At 63.5% G+C, this 16,627-nt stretch carries 14 protein-coding genes, 1 tRNA gene and 1 pseudogene; 12 read left to right on the forward strand and 4 right to left on the reverse strand.

All coding sequences use genetic code 11. The features are described 5' to 3' along the window. A pseudogene (locus BJ122_RS19535) lies at window positions 1-176 on the forward strand (IS481 family transposase); the annotation flags it as partial. Window positions 177-262: 86 nt separating this feature from the next. On the opposite strand, the gene BJ122_RS05715 reads toward BJ122_RS19535, so the two are convergent. Next, on the reverse strand, window positions 263-1,162 hold the full coding sequence (locus tag BJ122_RS05715) for a hypothetical protein (RefSeq protein WP_110780317.1): 900 nt from the start codon (window positions 1,160-1,162) through the stop codon (window positions 263-265). Window positions 1,163-1,283: 121 nt separating this feature from the next. On the opposite strand from BJ122_RS05715, the gene BJ122_RS05720 reads away from it, so the two are divergent. From BJ122_RS05720 to BJ122_RS05770, 11 genes are all read left to right on the forward strand, one after another. Further along, the gene (locus BJ122_RS05720; protein ID WP_430694760.1) at window positions 1,284-3,548 is read left to right on the forward strand and encodes a NosR/NirI family protein; all 2,265 of its coding nucleotides are present in this window, start codon (window positions 1,284-1,286) and stop codon (window positions 3,546-3,548) included. Between the two features lie 44 nt (window positions 3,549-3,592). Then, window positions 3,593-5,527 (forward strand): TAT-dependent nitrous-oxide reductase, encoded by a 1,935-nt coding sequence (gene nosZ / locus BJ122_RS05725; RefSeq protein WP_110780171.1) that lies wholly within the window; start codon window positions 3,593-3,595, stop codon window positions 5,525-5,527. Between the two features lie 14 nt (window positions 5,528-5,541). Next, a complete protein-coding gene (locus BJ122_RS05730) occupies window positions 5,542-6,897 on the forward strand; it encodes a nitrous oxide reductase family maturation protein NosD (RefSeq protein WP_110780172.1) in 1,356 nt (451 codons plus the stop codon). Continuing rightward, the gene (locus BJ122_RS05735; RefSeq protein WP_110780173.1) at window positions 6,894-7,799 is read left to right on the forward strand and encodes an ABC transporter ATP-binding protein; all 906 of its coding nucleotides are present in this window, start codon (window positions 6,894-6,896) and stop codon (window positions 7,797-7,799) included. Before BJ122_RS05730 ends, BJ122_RS05735 begins: the two co-directional genes overlap by 4 nt. Further along, window positions 7,796-8,623 (forward strand): ABC transporter permease, encoded by an 828-nt coding sequence (locus BJ122_RS05740; protein WP_110780174.1) that lies wholly within the window; start codon window positions 7,796-7,798, stop codon window positions 8,621-8,623. The genes BJ122_RS05735 and BJ122_RS05740 overlap by 4 nt, the downstream gene beginning before the upstream one ends. Then, a complete protein-coding gene (locus BJ122_RS05745) occupies window positions 8,620-9,138 on the forward strand; it encodes a nitrous oxide reductase accessory protein NosL (protein ID WP_110780175.1) in 519 nt (172 codons plus the stop codon). Before BJ122_RS05740 ends, BJ122_RS05745 begins: the two co-directional genes overlap by 4 nt. 41 nt (window positions 9,139-9,179) lie before the next feature. Then, window positions 9,180-10,184, forward strand: a complete 1,005-nt coding sequence (locus tag BJ122_RS05750) for an FAD:protein FMN transferase (RefSeq protein ID WP_110780176.1) — start codon at window positions 9,180-9,182, stop codon at window positions 10,182-10,184. Window positions 10,185-10,197: 13 nt separating this feature from the next. Next, window positions 10,198-10,671, forward strand: a complete 474-nt coding sequence (locus tag BJ122_RS05755; RefSeq protein ID WP_110780177.1) for a hypothetical protein — start codon at window positions 10,198-10,200, stop codon at window positions 10,669-10,671. 100 nt (window positions 10,672-10,771) lie between these two features. Further along, window positions 10,772-11,047 (forward strand): DUF2249 domain-containing protein, encoded by a 276-nt coding sequence (locus BJ122_RS05760; protein ID WP_110780178.1) that lies wholly within the window; start codon window positions 10,772-10,774, stop codon window positions 11,045-11,047. Further along, window positions 11,044-12,375 (forward strand): hypothetical protein, encoded by a 1,332-nt coding sequence (locus tag BJ122_RS05765; protein ID WP_245407630.1) that lies wholly within the window; start codon window positions 11,044-11,046, stop codon window positions 12,373-12,375. The genes BJ122_RS05760 and BJ122_RS05765 overlap by 4 nt, the downstream gene beginning before the upstream one ends. Further along, window positions 12,338-12,841 carry a hemerythrin domain-containing protein gene (locus BJ122_RS05770; RefSeq protein ID WP_110780179.1) on the forward strand — a complete coding sequence of 168 codons (504 nt, stop codon included), beginning with the start codon at window positions 12,338-12,340 and terminating at the stop codon, window positions 12,839-12,841. Before BJ122_RS05765 ends, BJ122_RS05770 begins: the two co-directional genes overlap by 38 nt. 76 nt (window positions 12,842-12,917) lie before the next feature. On the opposite strand, the gene BJ122_RS05775 is transcribed toward BJ122_RS05770, so the two are convergent. From BJ122_RS05775 to BJ122_RS05785, 3 genes are all read right to left on the reverse strand, one after another. Next, window positions 12,918-13,361, reverse strand: coding sequence for a hypothetical protein (locus BJ122_RS05775; protein ID WP_110780180.1), 444 nt, complete (start codon window positions 13,359-13,361; stop codon window positions 12,918-12,920). A 188-nt stretch (window positions 13,362-13,549) separates the two neighbouring features. Beyond that, window positions 13,550-13,625, reverse strand: a tRNA-Lys gene (locus BJ122_RS05780). Window positions 13,626-13,780: 155 nt separating this feature from the next. After that, window positions 13,781-16,555: a glycosyltransferase gene (locus BJ122_RS05785; protein WP_110780181.1), complete on the reverse strand. Its 2,775-nt coding sequence runs from the start codon at window positions 16,553-16,555 to the stop codon at window positions 13,781-13,783. Window positions 16,556-16,627: the final 72 nt, after the last annotated feature.

The following is a 16,627-nucleotide window of genomic DNA, read 5'->3' on the forward strand; positions in this document are numbered from 1 at the left end:
GCCTCTGGCAGGTGCCACGCGCCTTGCGCGGCGAACGCCTCGCCGTGCGGCCGCTCGACCAGGACGGTCGCTATGGCATCTTCTTCGGATCGTGGCCAGTCGCAACGATCGACTTGACCACGCCCAAAAGTGTCAGTGATGTCCCCGAACAGGTGTCCGACATGTCCCCGGGCTAAACAACAAGCGCGGGCATGACGAGTCAATGGTAGGAGCCGTTGGTGTGAGCTGTGTCCCCGCTTGATGATCAGTCGATAACGCTTGCCTAGCTCGTGTTCGATGCCCGCCACGCCCGCAGCTTAGCCATGCGCTTGATGGCGGTCGCAGCGAGGTTTTGCGCCAGATCGAGCGACGCCTGATCGTTCGCGCGCTCTGCTTCATCAAGGTAGATGGCGGCAAGCTGCTCAGCGTAGCGGATCGCGCGCTGCGGGGCATGTTCAGGAGCGTTGGTGTCGGGCATGCGGAGCAACTCGACGTCGTCCGCCTCGGGGATCGCATAGCCGGCTGCCGCGAACAATTGGTTCCGCTCAGCGTCAGCCAGCATCATCGACCACCGAACTACTTCCTTGAACAACAGGCTCTCGATCAACGCCGCCGACAACAGATTTCCCGAACTCTGGCTGCCGCTTTCAGTGTTTATGGATTCACGTTCCGCCCGCCAGGCACGCCGACGCTCGTGACGAAGGATGCTGGCGTCGAACAGTGCTTCGCGCGCGAAGCCTTCTGATTCCGATTGCACTGACGTCTCGATCGCATGTGCCGCAACGTAGGTCCAGAACACAAATTCACGTTGCCGGTGACGCACTGCCAATTGCCACACCTGGGATGGTGTCGACAGCGCCGAGTCCGCAATGTCGGACAGTTCCTTCGATGGAACGAGATTAGTAGCGGCGTCCGGCCAGGACCGCGCGAGCAGCGACTTGTCTGCAGAGTATTGACACCGTAATATAATCCTATCGCCGCGTGTTCGCTCGTGCTCGCACAGTAATTCGACGGCGTTGCGAACCTGAGCCATCGCACGATCCGCTGCGTTGGTCAGCGACATTGCAAGATCGCGGTACCTGCTGGTTGAGCGTTCCGCCTGCGCGATAGCGAGCGCGTAAAGTTCCGGCAAAGTTGTGACCACCTTGGTCGGAGGTGCAGTCAGAAGCGGAGTGTCACGCATAGCAGCCTCCAAAACAGCCGCGTGAATTATGCTTCTTATTTGCTCCGGAGCAAATAAGCGCCTTCATCGACTGCTATTGAGAGTTCGACCACGCAACGCACAACAAGCTGGAAGTGGGCCGTTGAGAACATTGCGCGCCATCCTGGTCCTTCTGGTTGTCGTACTGCTCGGCACTGTTGAGGCAGACGCTGCCGGCCGGCTCGACCAGTTCCTGTCGCGGGCTGCTCCGGCTGAACTGGTTCCCGGCGCCGACCGGCTTGGTTCGCTCCAAGGTGATCCCGCGATTGCGCCAGCCTATCAAGGCGATCGGCTGTTGGGGTTTGTCTATCTCAACTCAGATTTCGCCAATTCGGTCGGCTACTCCGGTAAACCCATTCACATGTTGGTGGGCATCACGCCAGCGGGGGTGATCACTGGCCTGAAGCTGGTCGAGCACAAAGAACCGATTGTCCTGATTGGCATTCCGGAAGCCAAGATCCTCGCTGCGGCCAACAAGCTGATCGGCGCTGATATTGCTCCGGTCGTGCACGGCCGGGGGTCGGCGCCGCAGGTCGATATTGTCAGCGGCGCGACGGTGACAATGCTGGTGATCGGCGACAGCATTGTGCGTTCGGCAACCAAGCTGATCCGAAGCGCGCGGATCGGCATGGGGGCGGAACAAGTCGTAAGCACGGCCGCGCCGCCCGTCGTGAAGACGATTGATCTTGAAAGGAGCGAGATACGCGAGTGGGAGGGGCTGCTGGCCGATGGTGCCGTGCGGCGGCTGGTGCTGACCAATGCCGATGTCAATCACGCGTTCGAAGCGTCGGGCAATGCCGAAGCTGCAAGCCGGCCTGAGCCAGGCGATCCGTCGGAAACCTTCATCGAGCTGTACGCCGCTGACGTTGCCGTTCCCACGATCGGGCGCAGCCTGCTCGGTGACACCGGCTATGCGCGGCTGTCGGCGCGTCTCAAGCCGGGGCAGCAGGCGCTGGTGATCGGCGGACGCGGCAATTATTCGTTCAAAGGCTCGGGCTATGTGCGCGGCGGCATCTTCGATCGCATCGAGCTGATCCAGGACGGCAACAGCATCCGGTTCCGAGATCATGACCACACAAGGCTCGGCGATTTCTTGGCCGCCGGTTCGCCCGACCTGCCGGAGATTGGGCTGTTCGTCATTCCCAGCGATTTCGGCTTCGATCCCGTCGAGCCCTGGTCGTTGCGGCTGTTTGTGCAGCGCGCGACTGGCGTCCGGGATAAGGCGTTTCTGACGTTCGACCTCGGCTACACGCTCCCCGACGCTTTCATCAAGCGCGAGCAGCGCGCCGTGACGGTCAGCGAACCTGCCACGCTCCAGTCGGTACCCACGGCGGCGCCGAGCGGCTCCACGGCTGCGGAACAGGCTGCATTGCCTGATCTGCCACATGAGGAAGCGCTGTGGATTCGGATCTGGCGCGGCGACGTGATCAGGATCGGGCTGCTCAGCCTCGCGCTGGGAGCGCTGACTCTGATCTTCTTCTTCCAGAACCAGTTGGTGAGGCGGCCGACGCTGTATGTGTGGGTGCGGCGCGCCTATCTGGCGTTCATTCTGGTGTGGCTCGGCTGGTACGCGAACGCTCAGCTGTCGGTGGTCAACGTCCTGACCTTCACCAATTCGCTGATCACCGGCTTTAGCTGGGAGTATTTTTTGTCGGCGCCGCTGATCTTCGTGCTGTGGGCGTCAGTGGCGGCGGCGCTGCTGTTCTGGGGCCGGGGACCGTATTGCGGTTGGCTGTGCCCATTCGGCGCGCTGCAGGAACTGCTCAACAACGCCGCGCAGGCCCTGAAGGTGCCGCAGTTCCGAGTGCCGTGGGGGCTGCATGAACGGCTGTGGCCGATCAAATACATCGTGTTTCTCGGTCTGTTTGGATTGTCGCTCTATTCGACGGCGGCGGCCGAGCATTTCGCCGAAGTTGAGCCGTTCAAGACCTCGATCATTCTAAAATTCGCGCGCGAATGGCCATTCGTGGTGTACGCGGCGACGCTATTGTCAATCGGTCTGTTCATCGAGCGGTTCTTCTGTCGCTATCTGTGTCCGCTCGGCGCCGCGCTCGCGATCCCTGGGCGCGTCCGGATGTTCGAATGGTTGCGGCGTTGGCCGGAATGCGGCTCGCCGTGCCAGCGCTGCGCCAATGAATGTCCGGTGCAGGCCATCCACCCCCAGGGGCATATCAACGTCAATGAGTGCATCTACTGCATGCATTGTCAGGAATTGTATTTCGACGATCATCGCTGCCCGCACATGATCCAGGTGCGCCTCAAGCGCGAGAAGCGGGAAGCGCTGTCGTCGACCTCGATGCGTAGCGGCAAGGGACCGGCGACGGTGATCGTCGGCAGCGGCAGGCAGATCCACGGACCAGAACTCTGAAACGTCAACCACTCGCCAAGGTCGAGAAACCGGAGGAAGACGATATGAGCGATCAGGAACAGGGCAATCCGCTCAGCCGGCGAACGCTGCTCGCCACCAGCGCCGCGGCCGGCATTGGTCTGGTCGGCGGTGCAACACTGACCTCGCGCGGCGCCATGGTGCCGACCGCCGAAGCGCAGACTAGGCCCAGTGCGCCGGCACGGGCAGCGGTGCAGAAGACCGAAGTGCATCCCGGCGAGCTCGATGAGTACTACGTCTTTGCATCATCCGGTCAGACCGGCGAGCTGCGTATTCTCGGGCTGCCGTCGATGCGTGAGCTGATGCGTGTGCCGGTGTTTAACCGCTGCAGCGCCACGGGATGGGGGCAGACCAACGAGAGCCTCAAAGTGCTCACCGAAGGTCTGCTGCCCGAAACCCGCGAGTTCCTGAAGACCCGCGGCGGCACCTATATGAATGGCGACCTTCACCATCCGCACGTCTCGTTCACCGAGGGCACGTATGATGGTCGCTACGCCTTCATGAACGACAAGGCCAACACCCGCGTCGCCCGGGTTCGGCTCGACGTGATGAAGTGCGACAAGATCATCCAACTGCCGAACCAGCATACCGTGCACGGCCTGCGCGTGCAGAAATATCCACGCACCGGCTACGTGTTCTGCAATGGCGAAGACCGCGTGCCGGTGCCGAATGACGGCCTGAATCTCACCAAGACCAAGGATTATCACGCGATCTTCACGGCGATCGACGGCGACACCATGAAAGTGGCCTGGCAGGTGATGGTCGACGGCAACCTCGACAACGTCGATGCCGACTATCAAGGCAAATACGCGTTCGCCACTTGCTACAATTCGGAGGAGGGCGTCACCGCCGCCGAGATGACCGCCAATGATCAGGATTGGGTGGTGATCTTCAATCTGAAGCGGATCGAAGAAGCGGTGAAGAAAGGCGACTTCAAGGAGATCAACGGCGTGCCGGTGATCGACGGTCGCAAGGGATCGCCCTGCACGCGTTACGTGCCGGTGTCGAACAGTCCGCACGGTATCAACACCGCGCCAGACGGCATTCATGTGGTCGCCAATGGCAAGCTGTCGCCGACCGTCACTGTGATGGACGTGCGCATGTTCGACCAGTTGTTCGACGACAAGATCAAGCCGCGCGAGGTGGTGGTCGCCGAACCGGAATTGGGGCTCGGGCCGCTGCACACGGCTTATGATGGCAGGGGCAATGCCTTTACGACGCTGTTCATCGACAGCCAGGTTTGCAAGTGGAACATCGATCTGGCGCGGCGCGCCTACAAGGGCGAGAAGGTCAATCCGATCGTCGACAAGCTTGATGTGCATTACCAGCCGGGCCACAACCACACCTCCATGGGGCAAACCAAGGAGGCAGACGGCAAATGGCTGATCTCGCTGAACAAGTTCTCCAAGGACCGGTTCCTGAACGTCGGGCCGCTGAAGCCTGAGAACGATCAACTGATCGATATCTCTGGCGACAAAATGAAGCTGGTCCACGACGGACCGAGCTTTGCCGAGCCGCACGACGCCACCATCGTGCATCGTTCCAAGATCAACCCGATCTCGGTCTGGGAGCGTGCCGACCCGATGTTCGCCGACGCAGTGAAGCAGGCCAAGGCGGACGGTGTCACGCTGGAATCCGATTCCAAGGTGGTTCGCGATGGCGACAAGGTGCGCATCTACATGACCTCGAGCGCGCCAATGTTCAGCCTCACCGAATTTCAGGTGAAGCAGGGCGAACACGTCACCGTCTATGTCACCAACATCGACTCGATCGAAGACCTGACCCATGGCTTCTCGATCGTGAACTACGGCATCCAGATGGAAGTGGCGCCGCAAGCGACCGCGTCGGTGTCATTCACCGCCGATAAGCCCGGCGTCTATTGGTACTATTGTTCGTGGTTCTGTCACGCCATGCACATGGAGATGAAAGGCCGGATGCTGGTCGAACCGAGGACCGCCTGATCGTGGTGACAACGATGCGCGGACTTGCGACTGCGATGGCGGCGCTGCTGGTCGGCTCGGCGGGGGGCGCAGCTTCCGCCGCGCAGATCGACGTGGTGCCGGCATCGGATCTGCAGTCCGTGCTGAATGCGGCGAATGATGACGACGTGATCAGGCTTGCACCGGGCGATTACCTCGGTCCGATCCGCATCGAGCGCAAGCTGACGCTGATCGGCCGGGCCGGCGCTGCGGTGATCGGCCAAGGACAAGGCAGCGTCATCACCGTGGCGGCGCCCGACGTGACGGTGCGCGGGCTGACGGTGCGCGGCTCGGGACGCGATCTGCAGGCGATGGATTCCGGCATTTTCCTGATGGAAAGCGCGGAACGCGCCGTGGTGGAGGGCAACGCTATTGTGGGCAATCTCTATGGCGTCAATGTCTATGGCGCGCGCGGTGCGCGCGTCAGCGCCAACGCCATCGACGGGTTGCGCGGCCTGCGTTTGAACGAGGCCGGCAACGGCGTCAGGGTCTGGAATGCACCGGGTGTGGTGGTGGACGGCAACACTATCCGTTACGGCCGAGACGGAATTTTTTCGATCACCAGCACCAAGGATCGTTTCACCAACAACCGCTTTGAAAAGCTGCGCTTTGCTGTCCACTACATGTACACCGACGACAGCGAGGTCAGCGGCAATGTCTCGGTCGCCAATCACGGCGGCTTCGCGATCATGTATTCCAAGCGCCTGATCATTCGCGGCAACGTGTCCGAGCGCGATCGCGACTTTGGGCTGCTGTTCAACTACGCCAACTATGCCAGCGTCGACGGCAATCTGGTTGTTGGTGGTCCGTTGTCAGGCATCAGCGCCGATTTCGATGTCACTGACAACGAGAAGGGCATGGTGCCCAAGCAGGAGGCGTCGGGCACGGCCGATATCGGGCCGGGCAAATGTGTGTTCATCTACAACAGCAACAAGGGCCGGTTTCGCGACAACTGGTTTGAGTCCTGTGGCATCGGCGTGCATCTGACGGCGGGCTCCGAAGGCAACGAGATTGCCGGCAACGCCTTCGTCGCCAATCGCAACCAGGTGAAATATGTTGGCACCCGCGACCTTGACTGGTCGAAGGGCGGGCGCGGCAATTATTGGAGCGACAATCCCGCTTTCGATCTTAACGGCGATGGCATTGCCGACACCGCTTATCGACCGAATGATCTGGTCGACCGCGTGCTGTGGACCGCGCCAACCGCGAAACTGTTGATCAACAGCCCAGCGGTGCAGGTGCTGCGCTGGGCGCAAAGCCAGTTTCCGGCGCTGTATCCGGGCGGTGTGGTCGACACCCACCCGCTGATTTCGCCGCCCAGCAAACCTTCTGCGCGCAGGATTGAGCCATGAGCGCGACCGTCGCATTGCATGATGTCGCCAAGAGCTATCGCGCGGTGCGCGCGCTACGTGGCGTGTCGTTCGAACTGGCGCCGGGGCGGATCAGCGCGCTGGTCGGTCACAACGGCGCCGGCAAGACCACGCTGATCAAATTGATGCTCGGGCTGATCCAGCCCGATCGCGGCACCATCAGGGTGCTGGGCGAAGATCCGGCCGCGGGTGCGTTCGCCGGTCGCCGTGCGCTCGGCTTCCTGCCGGAAAACGTCGCCTTCAACGCCGCGCTGACCGGCAAGGAAACGCTGGCGTTTTACGCGCGGCTGAAGGGCATCAATCCGCGCGATGGTGCGGCGCTGCTCGACCGGGTCGGTCTTGGCGAGGCGTCGCGTCGCCGTGTCGGCACCTATTCCAAGGGCATGCGTCAGCGGCTCGGTCTCGCGCAGGCGCTGCTCGGGTGGCCGCGCGTATTGTTGCTCGACGAGCCGACCACAGGGCTCGATCCGGCACTGCGGCAGAGTTTTTATGACATTCTCGATGAGCTGCGCCGCGACGGCGCCACCGTGCTGATCTCGTCGCACGCGCTCCATGAACTGGAAGACCGCGCCGAGCAGGTGTTGATCATGAATCAGGGCTCGCTGGTCGCCGACGGCACGCTGGCCGAGCTTCGGGCGCTGTCGCGATTGCCGATCCGCATGACGCTCAAGCTCGCCGAACACGTTGCGCGGCCGGATTGGATCCCCAATCACGCCGCGCTGCGCGGCGGCGCATGCGAGGTCGACATCATCGATCCCAGCGACAAGATGCGGCTGCTGCGCAAGGCCGCGGCCGATCCCGCGGTGCAGGACATTGTGGTAACCGAGCCGACGCTCGATGAACTCTACGCGCATTTTCTGCGCGCGCAGGAGCAGGCGGCATGAGGGCGATCCTGTTCATTGCGCTCAAGGAAATCCAGGAGGGCCTGCGCAATCGCTGGGTGCTGGCGGCGACGCTGCTGCTCGCGGGACTGTCGCTGTCGCTCACGCTGCTCGGCAGCGCGCCGACTGGGCGGATCGGAGCCTCCGCGCTCGACGTGGTGATCGTCAGCCTGTCGAGCCTGACGATCTTCCTGCTGCCGCTGATCGCGCTGCTGATCTCACACGATGCCATCGTCGGCGAGATGGAGCGCGGCACGATGATCCTGCTGCTCAGCTATCCGGTGTCGCGCGCCCATGTGGTGCTCGGCAAATTCTGTGGCCACATCGTGATCCTCGGCTTCGCCACGCTGATCGGCTATGGCGCCGCCGCGGCAGCGTTGGTGCTATCGGGCGCAGCGATCGCGCCGGAGAGCTGGCCGGCGTTCGCCTCGATGCTCGGCACCTCGGTGCTGCTCGGCGCGGTGTTCGTCGCCATCGGTTATGCGGTGTCGAGCCTGGTTCGACAGCGCGGCACCGCGGCTGGCATCGCGATCGGCGTCTGGCTGCTGCTGGTCTTGGTGTTCGATATGGCGCTGCTCGGCGTGCTGGTGGTTGATCAGGGGCGGCTGATCACGGCTGGCGTGCTGGATGCGCTGCTATTCCTCAACCCGACCGATTTGTATCGGCTCAGCAATCTCAGCGGCACCAATGTCAGCCAGTTCGCCGGCATGGCCGGGCTCGCCGGATCGGTCGGGCACAGTTTCGGCGTGCTGATGGCGGCGATGGTCGTGTGGATCGCACTGCCGCTCGGCCTTGCCATCGTCGCCTTTGGCCGGAGGGACTTATGAAAGCTTCGATCATCGCGGCAGTTCTGCTCGCCGCTATACTCGGCGGCTGCAACGATCGCAGCGGCAGCGCGGCGATGCCGCCGCCGGTCGCGCTCAATGCCGATGCCATGGGCGTGTTCTGCGGCATGAACTTGGCCGAGCACCCGGGCCCCAAGGGCCAGATCATCACCGCAAGCCGGATCGATCCGTATTGGTTCTCGTCGGCGCGCGACGCCTTGGCGTTCACCCACATGCCGGACCAGCCGCGCGACATCAAAGCGATCTACGTCTCCGATATGGGCCGTGCCCAAAGCTGGGATCAGCCGGGCGAGACCAACTGGATCGACGCCAAACAGGCATACTACGTCATCGAGAGCCGCAAGCAGGGCGGTATGGGTGCGGCCGAGGCGGTGCCGTTCGGGGAGCGCACCGCGGCTGACACCTTTGCCGCCGCCAATGGCGGACGGGTGGTGCGGTTTGATCAGGTTCCGCAGAGCTATCTGCTCGGCAGCGATACGTCGACGGCCGACGATTAGTCGCCGGCATTCACGACGAACCATCGATTGAAGAGGCGAACATGCCACAAGCCGCCATCACCCGCCGCCGGTTCATCACCATCGCCGCATCCGGAATGGCGATCGCGGCGCTCGGCAATGTGCGTGCGGCATGGACGCGTGACATTGCGCCGATGCGTTGGCGCGGCAGCGCGCTCGGCGCGCAGGTGTCGATCGAGATCCATCATCCGGACCCGCGCGCGGCGATGGAACTGGTCGACGCCAGCGTTCACATGGTGCGGCGGTTTGAACGCCTGTTCAGCCTTTACCGGTCGGATTCGGCGATCTGCGAGCTTAATCGCAGCGGCGTGCTGATCGCCCCCGAACCGGACATGGTCGAACTGCTGCGCGCGGCGCTGCGGCTATCACAGCTCACGGACGGCGCGTTCGATCCGACAGTGCAGCCGCTGTGGCAATGCTGCGAACGGCATTTCGCGCGTGCGGGTGCCGATGCCGCGGGGCCGCCGCCGCAGGAGCTTGCCGAAGCGCTGGCGAAGGTCGGCTATGCCGGGCTGCGGGTGTCCGATGATCGTATCGCGCTGGCGCGGCGCGGCGCTTCGATCACGCTCAACGGCATCGCGCAGGGCTATGCCACCGATCGCGTGGTCGAGCTGCTGCGGCGCGGCGGACTCTCGACCACGCTGGTCGATATTGGCGAGATCCGCGCGATCGGCGCGCGGCCGGACGGCACGCCGTGGCGGATTGGCCTGGCCGATGCGGACGCCGCAGGGCGAACATTCGCCACCATCGATCTGATCGATCGCGCGGTTGCGACCTCGTCCGGATCGGGCTTCCGTTTTGATCGCGACGGAAAGTTCAATCATCTGTTCGATCCGGCGACCGGTCGAAGTTCTGCGCGCTATCGATCGGTCAGCGTGGTCGCTGCCACTGCGACCGAGGCTGACGCGCTGTCGACGGCGTTCAGCGTCATGAGCGAGCAGCACATCGCCGAGCTGGTGGCGGCGCGGCCCGGGCTGGAAGTGGTGTTGTCCAATGCAGCCGGACAGCTGCGGACGCTGCGCAGCTAGTTGGACGAGTGCGGTGCTCGACTGGCCGACCATGTTCCGCATCATCCACGTGCTCGCCGTGGTCCATTGGATCGGTGGGCTGCTGTTTGTCACGTTCGTGCTGCTGCCGAGCCTTTCGGAATTCGAGCCGGCACGCCGGCTGCCGCTGTTCGACGCGCTGGAGCGGCGGTTCGCACGGCAGGCGAGGGTGTCGACGCTGCTCGCCGGCATCTCCGGCTTCTACATGCTGTACGCCTATGACCATTGGAGCCGGGTGCTCGACCCGCGGTTCTGGTGGCTCGGCGCCATGCTCGCGCTGTGGGCGCTATTCACGGTCATGCTGTTCGTTGCCGAGCCGCTGGTGCTGCACAGGTGGTTCAGCGCGGCGGCGAAGCGCAATCCCGATCGCGCGTTCCGGATCGCGCTTCGTGGCCACCGCGTGCTCAGCACGGCGGCGCTGATCACCGTGCTCGGCGCGGTCGGCGGCGCGCACGGCTTGTTCTTCTGATCGTCGGCTGAGCGCGGCTTTCGTTCGGGAGCTTGCTCCAGAACAACTTGCGCTTGGCGCCGCAGGCTAATTTGTCGGCCTTGGCAGGAGCAGGGCACGCATGAGCAATCAGGCCGCGAGGGTGGATGACAGCCAGCGTTGGCATGACGTCGACGGGCTCCACATCGACGTTCGCGGCCTGCCGTGCCCGGAACCGATGGTGACGGTGCTGCGCCTGATCGATAGCGGCACGATCGAGGGACCGCTGCTGGCGCATATCGGCCAGGAGCCGCTGCTGCTCTATCCCGAACTCGACGCGCGCGGCTGGACTTATCAGTTGATCGCCGAAAGCGACGCTGACGGCGTGGTGCTGCAGATCACGCGGGCCGCGCCATGAATGCCGGCGCCTTTCTCGGCTCGGCCAAAAGCCGGCTGTTGCCGGCCTCGGTGCCGTTCCGGTTCTTCATCGCCGCGCAGGCCTGCCACATCCTGCTGTGGGTGGCGCTGATAGTCGCAGCCGCCGATTTTACGCGCTTTCGCGGCGGTGCCGGCCCGGCGCTCGCCACGGTGCACCTCCTGACCATCGGCGTGCTGACGCTGACGGCGATCGGCGCCGCGGTGCAACTGCTGCCGGTCGCGACAGTGAAACCGCTGGCCGCGGTGTGGCCGATCAGGCTGGCGTTTTGGCTGCTGCTGCCGGGCGTGGCGGCGCTGATTGCCGGCATGGCGATCGTCGACGTCACGCTGATGATCGGCGGCGCGCTCGCCTGCACGCTCGGGCTCGCTTTATTCGCGGCGCTGCTCGCCGCCAATTTGCGCCGCGCCGGCAGCATGCCGGTGGTGAGCGCCTATGGCTGGGCGGCGTTTGGATCGCTGATCCTGCTGGTCGCGCTCGGCGTCGCGCTGGCGCTCGATAACAGCTCGGGCTTCCTGTCCGATCATGCCGGTGTCGCGCTCGCTCACATGATCCTCGGCGGCTTCGGTTTCATGGGCATGCTGGCGCTCGGGTTCAGCCACATCCTGGTGCCGATGTTCGCGTTGTCGAACGCGCCCAAAACATCGCTGGCCTGGAGCGGATTTGGTGCCGCCTTGGCCGCGCTCGTGCTCGGCGTGGCTGGCGCGCTGCTCGCGGTGCATGCGCTACTGATCGCGGCCTGCATGATCGGCGTGATCGCCGCGGCGCTTCATCTGTGGCTGATGCACACCGTGCTGATGAACGGCATGCGCAAACGGCTCGGGCTGTCGTTCGTGCTGGTGCGCGTGTCTTGGGCGATGCTGGCGGTGACCCCGTTGTTTGGCGTTGCCGCCGTGCAGGGCTGGGCCGGCGATGGCGCGCCGACGCTGTTCGGGCTGATCGTGCTCGGCGGCTGGCTGACGACGTTTCTGTTCGGCGTGCTGCAACGGATTCTGCCGTTCCTGGCGTCGATGCACGTCACCCGCACGAGCGGCGGCCCGCCGCTGCTAACCGACCTCGGCGGCGCGATGCCGCTGCGCATTCACGCCGTCTGCCATCTGGCCGCGTTGGCCGGCCTCGCGGCCGCGATCGCGATCGATAGTCCGCCGCTCGCGGCGGTCGCGGCGCTGATCGGCCTGGGCGGCGCGCTGGCGTTCGCCGCCTATGTCGCCGGCATTTTGAAGGCACTGGTCGCCGCGCCGGTGCCGCGCTCAACACACAAGGGAGCCCGTCATGTTCGCCAACCGCATCAGCCAGACCCTGCACGATGAGCACCGCGCCACCATCGCCTTGATGGAACGGCTCGAGCGCGCCATCACCCGCCGCCAGCCGATCGACGTCGCCGACAGCGAGGGCCGGCGGCTGTTGGACGACCTTGCGGCGGCGATCGAAGCCGACACGCTCCGCCATTTCGATTTTGAGGAAACCGAGCTGTTCACGCTGTTCGATTCAGTTGGTGATCAGTTGATCGGCGATCACCTGACCGAGGAACACAGTTTTATGCGGCCGCTCGGCCAGCAACTGGTGACGCTGGCGCGCCGTGCCTCGGCCGGCGGCTTCGACACTGACAGCTGGCACGAGTTCAGCCGGGCCGGTGCCGAACTGGTGCAGCGCATGGTGGTGCATGTGCAGAAAGAGGAAATGGCGCTGCTGCCGCTGCTCGATCAGACGCTCGACGACGCCACCGAAGCGCGGCTGCTCGACGCTTATCTCGGCACGGCAACCCCGGCGTCTTGAGGCGGTGAGACGCGCCTAAGGCATTCGCGAGCTTGCTCGATGGCTCCTGCATCGCTGTCCAGTTCGGTATCTAGTTTCAAGAAGGGGAACGAGGAGTCTGCGTATCGATCCGATTCCGGATCGCGTCTGCGATGTGATTGGTTGAATAAATTACCACCGAAATCAGAGCGCTGGTGAAATAGATGATTGCCGCAAGCATTATGTCCATGATGGAGCGGCTGTTGAAAGCCAATGCGAAGCAGACCACTAGAGCGACAACACTGACAACGACCGTGAACAGATCGCCAGATCGCGCAGCAAAGATCAGAGGCGCAAGTGCTGTCAGCAGCAGGCAAATGGCGATGGCTAGTACCGCTACAACCGAGCCTCCATTCGAAATGGATGGCATGAGCTGCTTAGCCAAGCTCGTAATGTCAGGAGCCGGCAAGTCTCCCATATAGATCAAGCTAATATATGCTCCGATGACGATCAAAATTGTCAGGGAACCGAGCAGTTTAACGGTGAACTTCACGTATTCCATTGACCGCGGTCTCTGTCTGCTGAGGACACGCGTCATTCAACTATAAGCTGTAAGGAAAGGAAAGGTTGGTTGTATTTTGCTTGCGGCGAAACCGCCAACTTAAATCGGTCGCAAGGATGTGGTCGCCTGAACGCCCCCGAAAACGTTCGCTTAACCCGCGATCAAAATCTTTGCGCTTGCGGTAGATATGGTGAGCGCGGAGGGACTCGAACCCTCGACCCCATGATTAAAAGTCACGTGCTCTACCGCCTGAGCTACGCGCTCACGTGAGGGCTGTGTAGGGGGCGGACCGCGCCGGGTCAAGCCTGCATGCAATCCTAGCCGGACCATTTCCGCAGCCAAATTGGCCGCGAAGGCCACGGGCTTACAGCTTTGTCTTCACCTTTAGCTGTAAGCCGCGTGGAGAGATTTTCCCGTTCTTACCGGACGCCGTCCTTGGGCAATTCCGAGCCGACCGGCTGCCGCGCCGGAATCGCGCCCGGCAGCCCCACCGGCCGCAGGCCGATCAGTTCGGCGGTGCGGATGCCGGTATTGCGCCAGAACGCGAACGAGTTGATGCGCGAGTTTTCCAGAATCGCGATCGCCACCGCGGCCAGGAACGGCAGGCTTTGCAGCACCAGCACGCCCGCGAAGATGTAGATCTCATGGATCTCGCGATAGGCGTTGGAAGCCAGCAGCACCGCGGCGCCGACCAGCAGCAGCACGCCGATCACCGCTTCCCAAAACGCCTGGAACTCGACCGACATCATGGTCAGGCCGCCCTTGGAGGTGCGGGCGAAGGCGAGGTGCTCGGTGATCAGGCCCTGCGCCACCGCGCGCGACACCGTCCATTGCACCGACATCGCCGCGATCATGGCGCCGAGCATCTGCGGCACCTTGATGGCGACCCGCAGCCGGTACAGCACCAGGAAGTGCATCAGCGTCACCACGAACGAGGCAATGATCGGCAGCGTCAGGATTTTGTCCGGGATCGCGATGTCGGCGAACGCCACGATCGGCACCCAGATCAAATTGAGCAATGCCACCACCACGCCGATGCTTTCGGCGCCGAGCCAGTTCAGCCAGCCGAGCGCGAATTCGCGCCTCTGATCGGGCGTCAGCCGGCTGGCACCGGGCATGAACCGGCGCCAGTGCTTCTTGATGATCTGGAATCCGCCATAGGCCCAGCGATGGCGCTGCTTCTTGAACGCCTCATAGGTGTCCGGCAGCAGGCCGAAGCCGTAGCGGGTGTTGGTGTAATGGGTGAGCCAGCCGTGCTCCATGATCTCGAGGCCGAGGTCGCTGTCCTCGCAGATGGTGTCGCTCGACCAGCCGCCGGCCATGTCCATCGCCGCGCGCCGGATCAGGCACATGGTGCCGTGCACGATGATGCCGTTGACCTCGTTGCGCTGCACCATGCCGATGTCGAAGAACCCGGCATATTCGCCGTTCATGATGTAGTGCATCAGCGAGCGGTCGCCGTCGCGATGCTCCTGCGGCGCCTGCACCAGGCCGACCCGCGGGTCGTCGAACGCCGGCACCAGGTCCTTGAGCCAGTTCGGCGTCACCACATAGTCGGCGTCGATGATGCCGATGATCTCGGCGTCGGCCGCGGTGCGCTCCATGGCGATGCGCAGCGCGCCGGCCTTAAAGCCTTGCACCTTTTCGGCGTTGATGAATTTGAAGCGCTCGCCGAGCTCGCGGCAGTGATCCTGGATCGGCTGGGTGAAGGCCGGGTCCGGAGTGTTGTTGATGATCACCACGCATTCGAAATTCGGGTAGTCGAGCCGCGCCAGCGCGTCGAGCGTCTGCTTCAGCATCTCCGGCGGCTCAAAATAGGCCGGGATGTGGATCGACACCTTGGGCGGCAGCGGCGCTGCGGCGGGCTCCGGCTCGGCGGCCGGTGACAGCGGCGCATCGGCAGCGTCCGTGGCGGCGAGCGACTTGATCTCGGATGGCGCGGCGGCGGCGGGCAGGGCGGCCATGTCGGCGCTGGCTTCCGGCGCCTTCCACAGCCGGCGCGGACCGCGGCCAAAGGCGATCGCGGCGATTTCCTCGATGCGCGCCATCGCGATCAGCACCAGCGGCACCAGCAGCGTCAGGCCGAGGGTGAGCGCGAATGCCGAGCCCCAGACGAAATAGTGCCCGGTCCAATAAGCGAACACGGTCGCGACCCAGGCGCCGACGCCATTGGCGGCCGCTGACAGCAGCAGCGCCTGCATCATGGTCGGCCGGGTCAGCCGGAAGATCGGGGTGGAGAGCAGGAAGCCGACCAGCAGCGCCACGGTCGCGAGCTTCCAGTAGTCCTTGTTCACCACCGGGCCGGTCCAGTTGAACTTTGGCTCGCGGGAGGCGTTCAGGATGCCCCAGTAAGGACCGACGCCGCCTTCAAAGAACTTCCAGGGCTGATCGATCGCTTCAACGATGTTGTATTCCATGCCGACCGCTTCGGCGCGGTGCACGAAGTTGCGCAGCGTGACCGCCTGCTCGAACGGCCCGGGCATGGCCTTCTTGAGATTATAGCCGGCGCTCGGCCAGCCGAATTCCGCGATCACAATGCGCTTGCCGGGGAAGGCGTCGCGCAGCTTCTGATAGATGATCAGCGCCTGGTCGACCGCCTGCTTGTCCGAAAAACCTTCCCAGTACGGCAGGATGTGCGCGGCGATGAAGTCGACCGAGGACGCAAGCTCGGGGTGCTCGATCCAGATGTTCCAGATTTCGCCGGTCGTGACCGGTACGTTGACCTGGCCCTTCACGCGCTGGATCAGCTTGATCAGGTCTTCGACCTTCTGCTCACCGCGGTAGATGGTTTCGTTGCCGACAACGATGCCGTTGACGTTGTTGTTGCGCTTGGACAGCTCGATCGCCGCCTGCATTTCGCGTTCGTTGCGGTCGAGATTTTTGTCGATCCAGGCGCCGACCGTGACCTTGAGGCCAACCTCATTGGCGATCGGCGGGACCAGTTCGACGCCGCCGGTCGACGAATACAACCGGATCGCCTTGCTCATCGGCGCCAGTGTTTTCAGGTCGGAGCGGATTCGTTCGGTGGTCGGAATATTGTCGACGTCCGGGTGTCCGGTGCCGTCAAACGGCGCGTAGGACACGCTCGGCAGCACGCCTCGGAAATCAGGCGCTGGTTGCGATTCTCTGAGGAGACCCCAGAGCCCAGCGTGAACAGCGGTGACGAAGATCAGAACAGCGACGACAGCGCGCATCGCGACACAACCATACGGGGCTAGCATGGCAGGGAAACGGACCCGTCCCCGAGGTCCGACCGATTAGAGATT

It is taken from the genome of Rhodopseudomonas faecalis, from assembly GCF_003217325.1.
GTDB classification, from domain to species: Bacteria; Pseudomonadota; Alphaproteobacteria; order Rhizobiales; family Xanthobacteraceae; genus Rhodopseudomonas; species Rhodopseudomonas faecalis.

What these genes read in the sequence shown, in the direction of transcription:
- BJ122_RS05740 (WP_110780174.1), top strand. Translation starts at nt 7,796, where the DNA reads ATGAGGGCGATCCTGTTCATTGCGCTCAAGGAAATCCAGGAGGGCCTG.
- BJ122_RS05745 (WP_110780175.1), top strand. Translation starts at nt 8,620, where the DNA reads ATGAAAGCTTCGATCATCGCGGCAGTTCTGCTCGCCGCTATACTCGGC.
- BJ122_RS05760 (WP_110780178.1), top strand. Translation starts at nt 10,772, where the DNA reads ATGAGCAATCAGGCCGCGAGGGTGGATGACAGCCAGCGTTGGCATGAC.
- BJ122_RS05765 (WP_245407630.1), top strand. Translation starts at nt 11,044, where the DNA reads ATGAATGCCGGCGCCTTTCTCGGCTCGGCCAAAAGCCGGCTGTTGCCG.
- BJ122_RS05715 (WP_110780317.1), bottom strand. Translation starts at nt 1,162, where the DNA reads ATGCGTGACACTCCGCTTCTGACTGCACCTCCGACCAAGGTGGTCACA.
- BJ122_RS05770 (WP_110780179.1), top strand. Translation starts at nt 12,338, where the DNA reads ATGTTCGCCAACCGCATCAGCCAGACCCTGCACGATGAGCACCGCGCC.
- BJ122_RS05775 (WP_110780180.1), bottom strand. Translation starts at nt 13,361, where the DNA reads ATGGAATACGTGAAGTTCACCGTTAAACTGCTCGGTTCCCTGACAATT.
- BJ122_RS05735 (WP_110780173.1), top strand. Translation starts at nt 6,894, where the DNA reads ATGAGCGCGACCGTCGCATTGCATGATGTCGCCAAGAGCTATCGCGCG.
- BJ122_RS05730 (WP_110780172.1), top strand. Translation starts at nt 5,542, where the DNA reads ATGCGCGGACTTGCGACTGCGATGGCGGCGCTGCTGGTCGGCTCGGCG.
- BJ122_RS05750 (WP_110780176.1), top strand. Translation starts at nt 9,180, where the DNA reads ATGCCACAAGCCGCCATCACCCGCCGCCGGTTCATCACCATCGCCGCA.
- nosZ (WP_110780171.1), top strand. Translation starts at nt 3,593, where the DNA reads ATGAGCGATCAGGAACAGGGCAATCCGCTCAGCCGGCGAACGCTGCTC.
- BJ122_RS05785 (WP_110780181.1), bottom strand. Translation starts at nt 16,555, where the DNA reads ATGCGCGCTGTCGTCGCTGTTCTGATCTTCGTCACCGCTGTTCACGCT.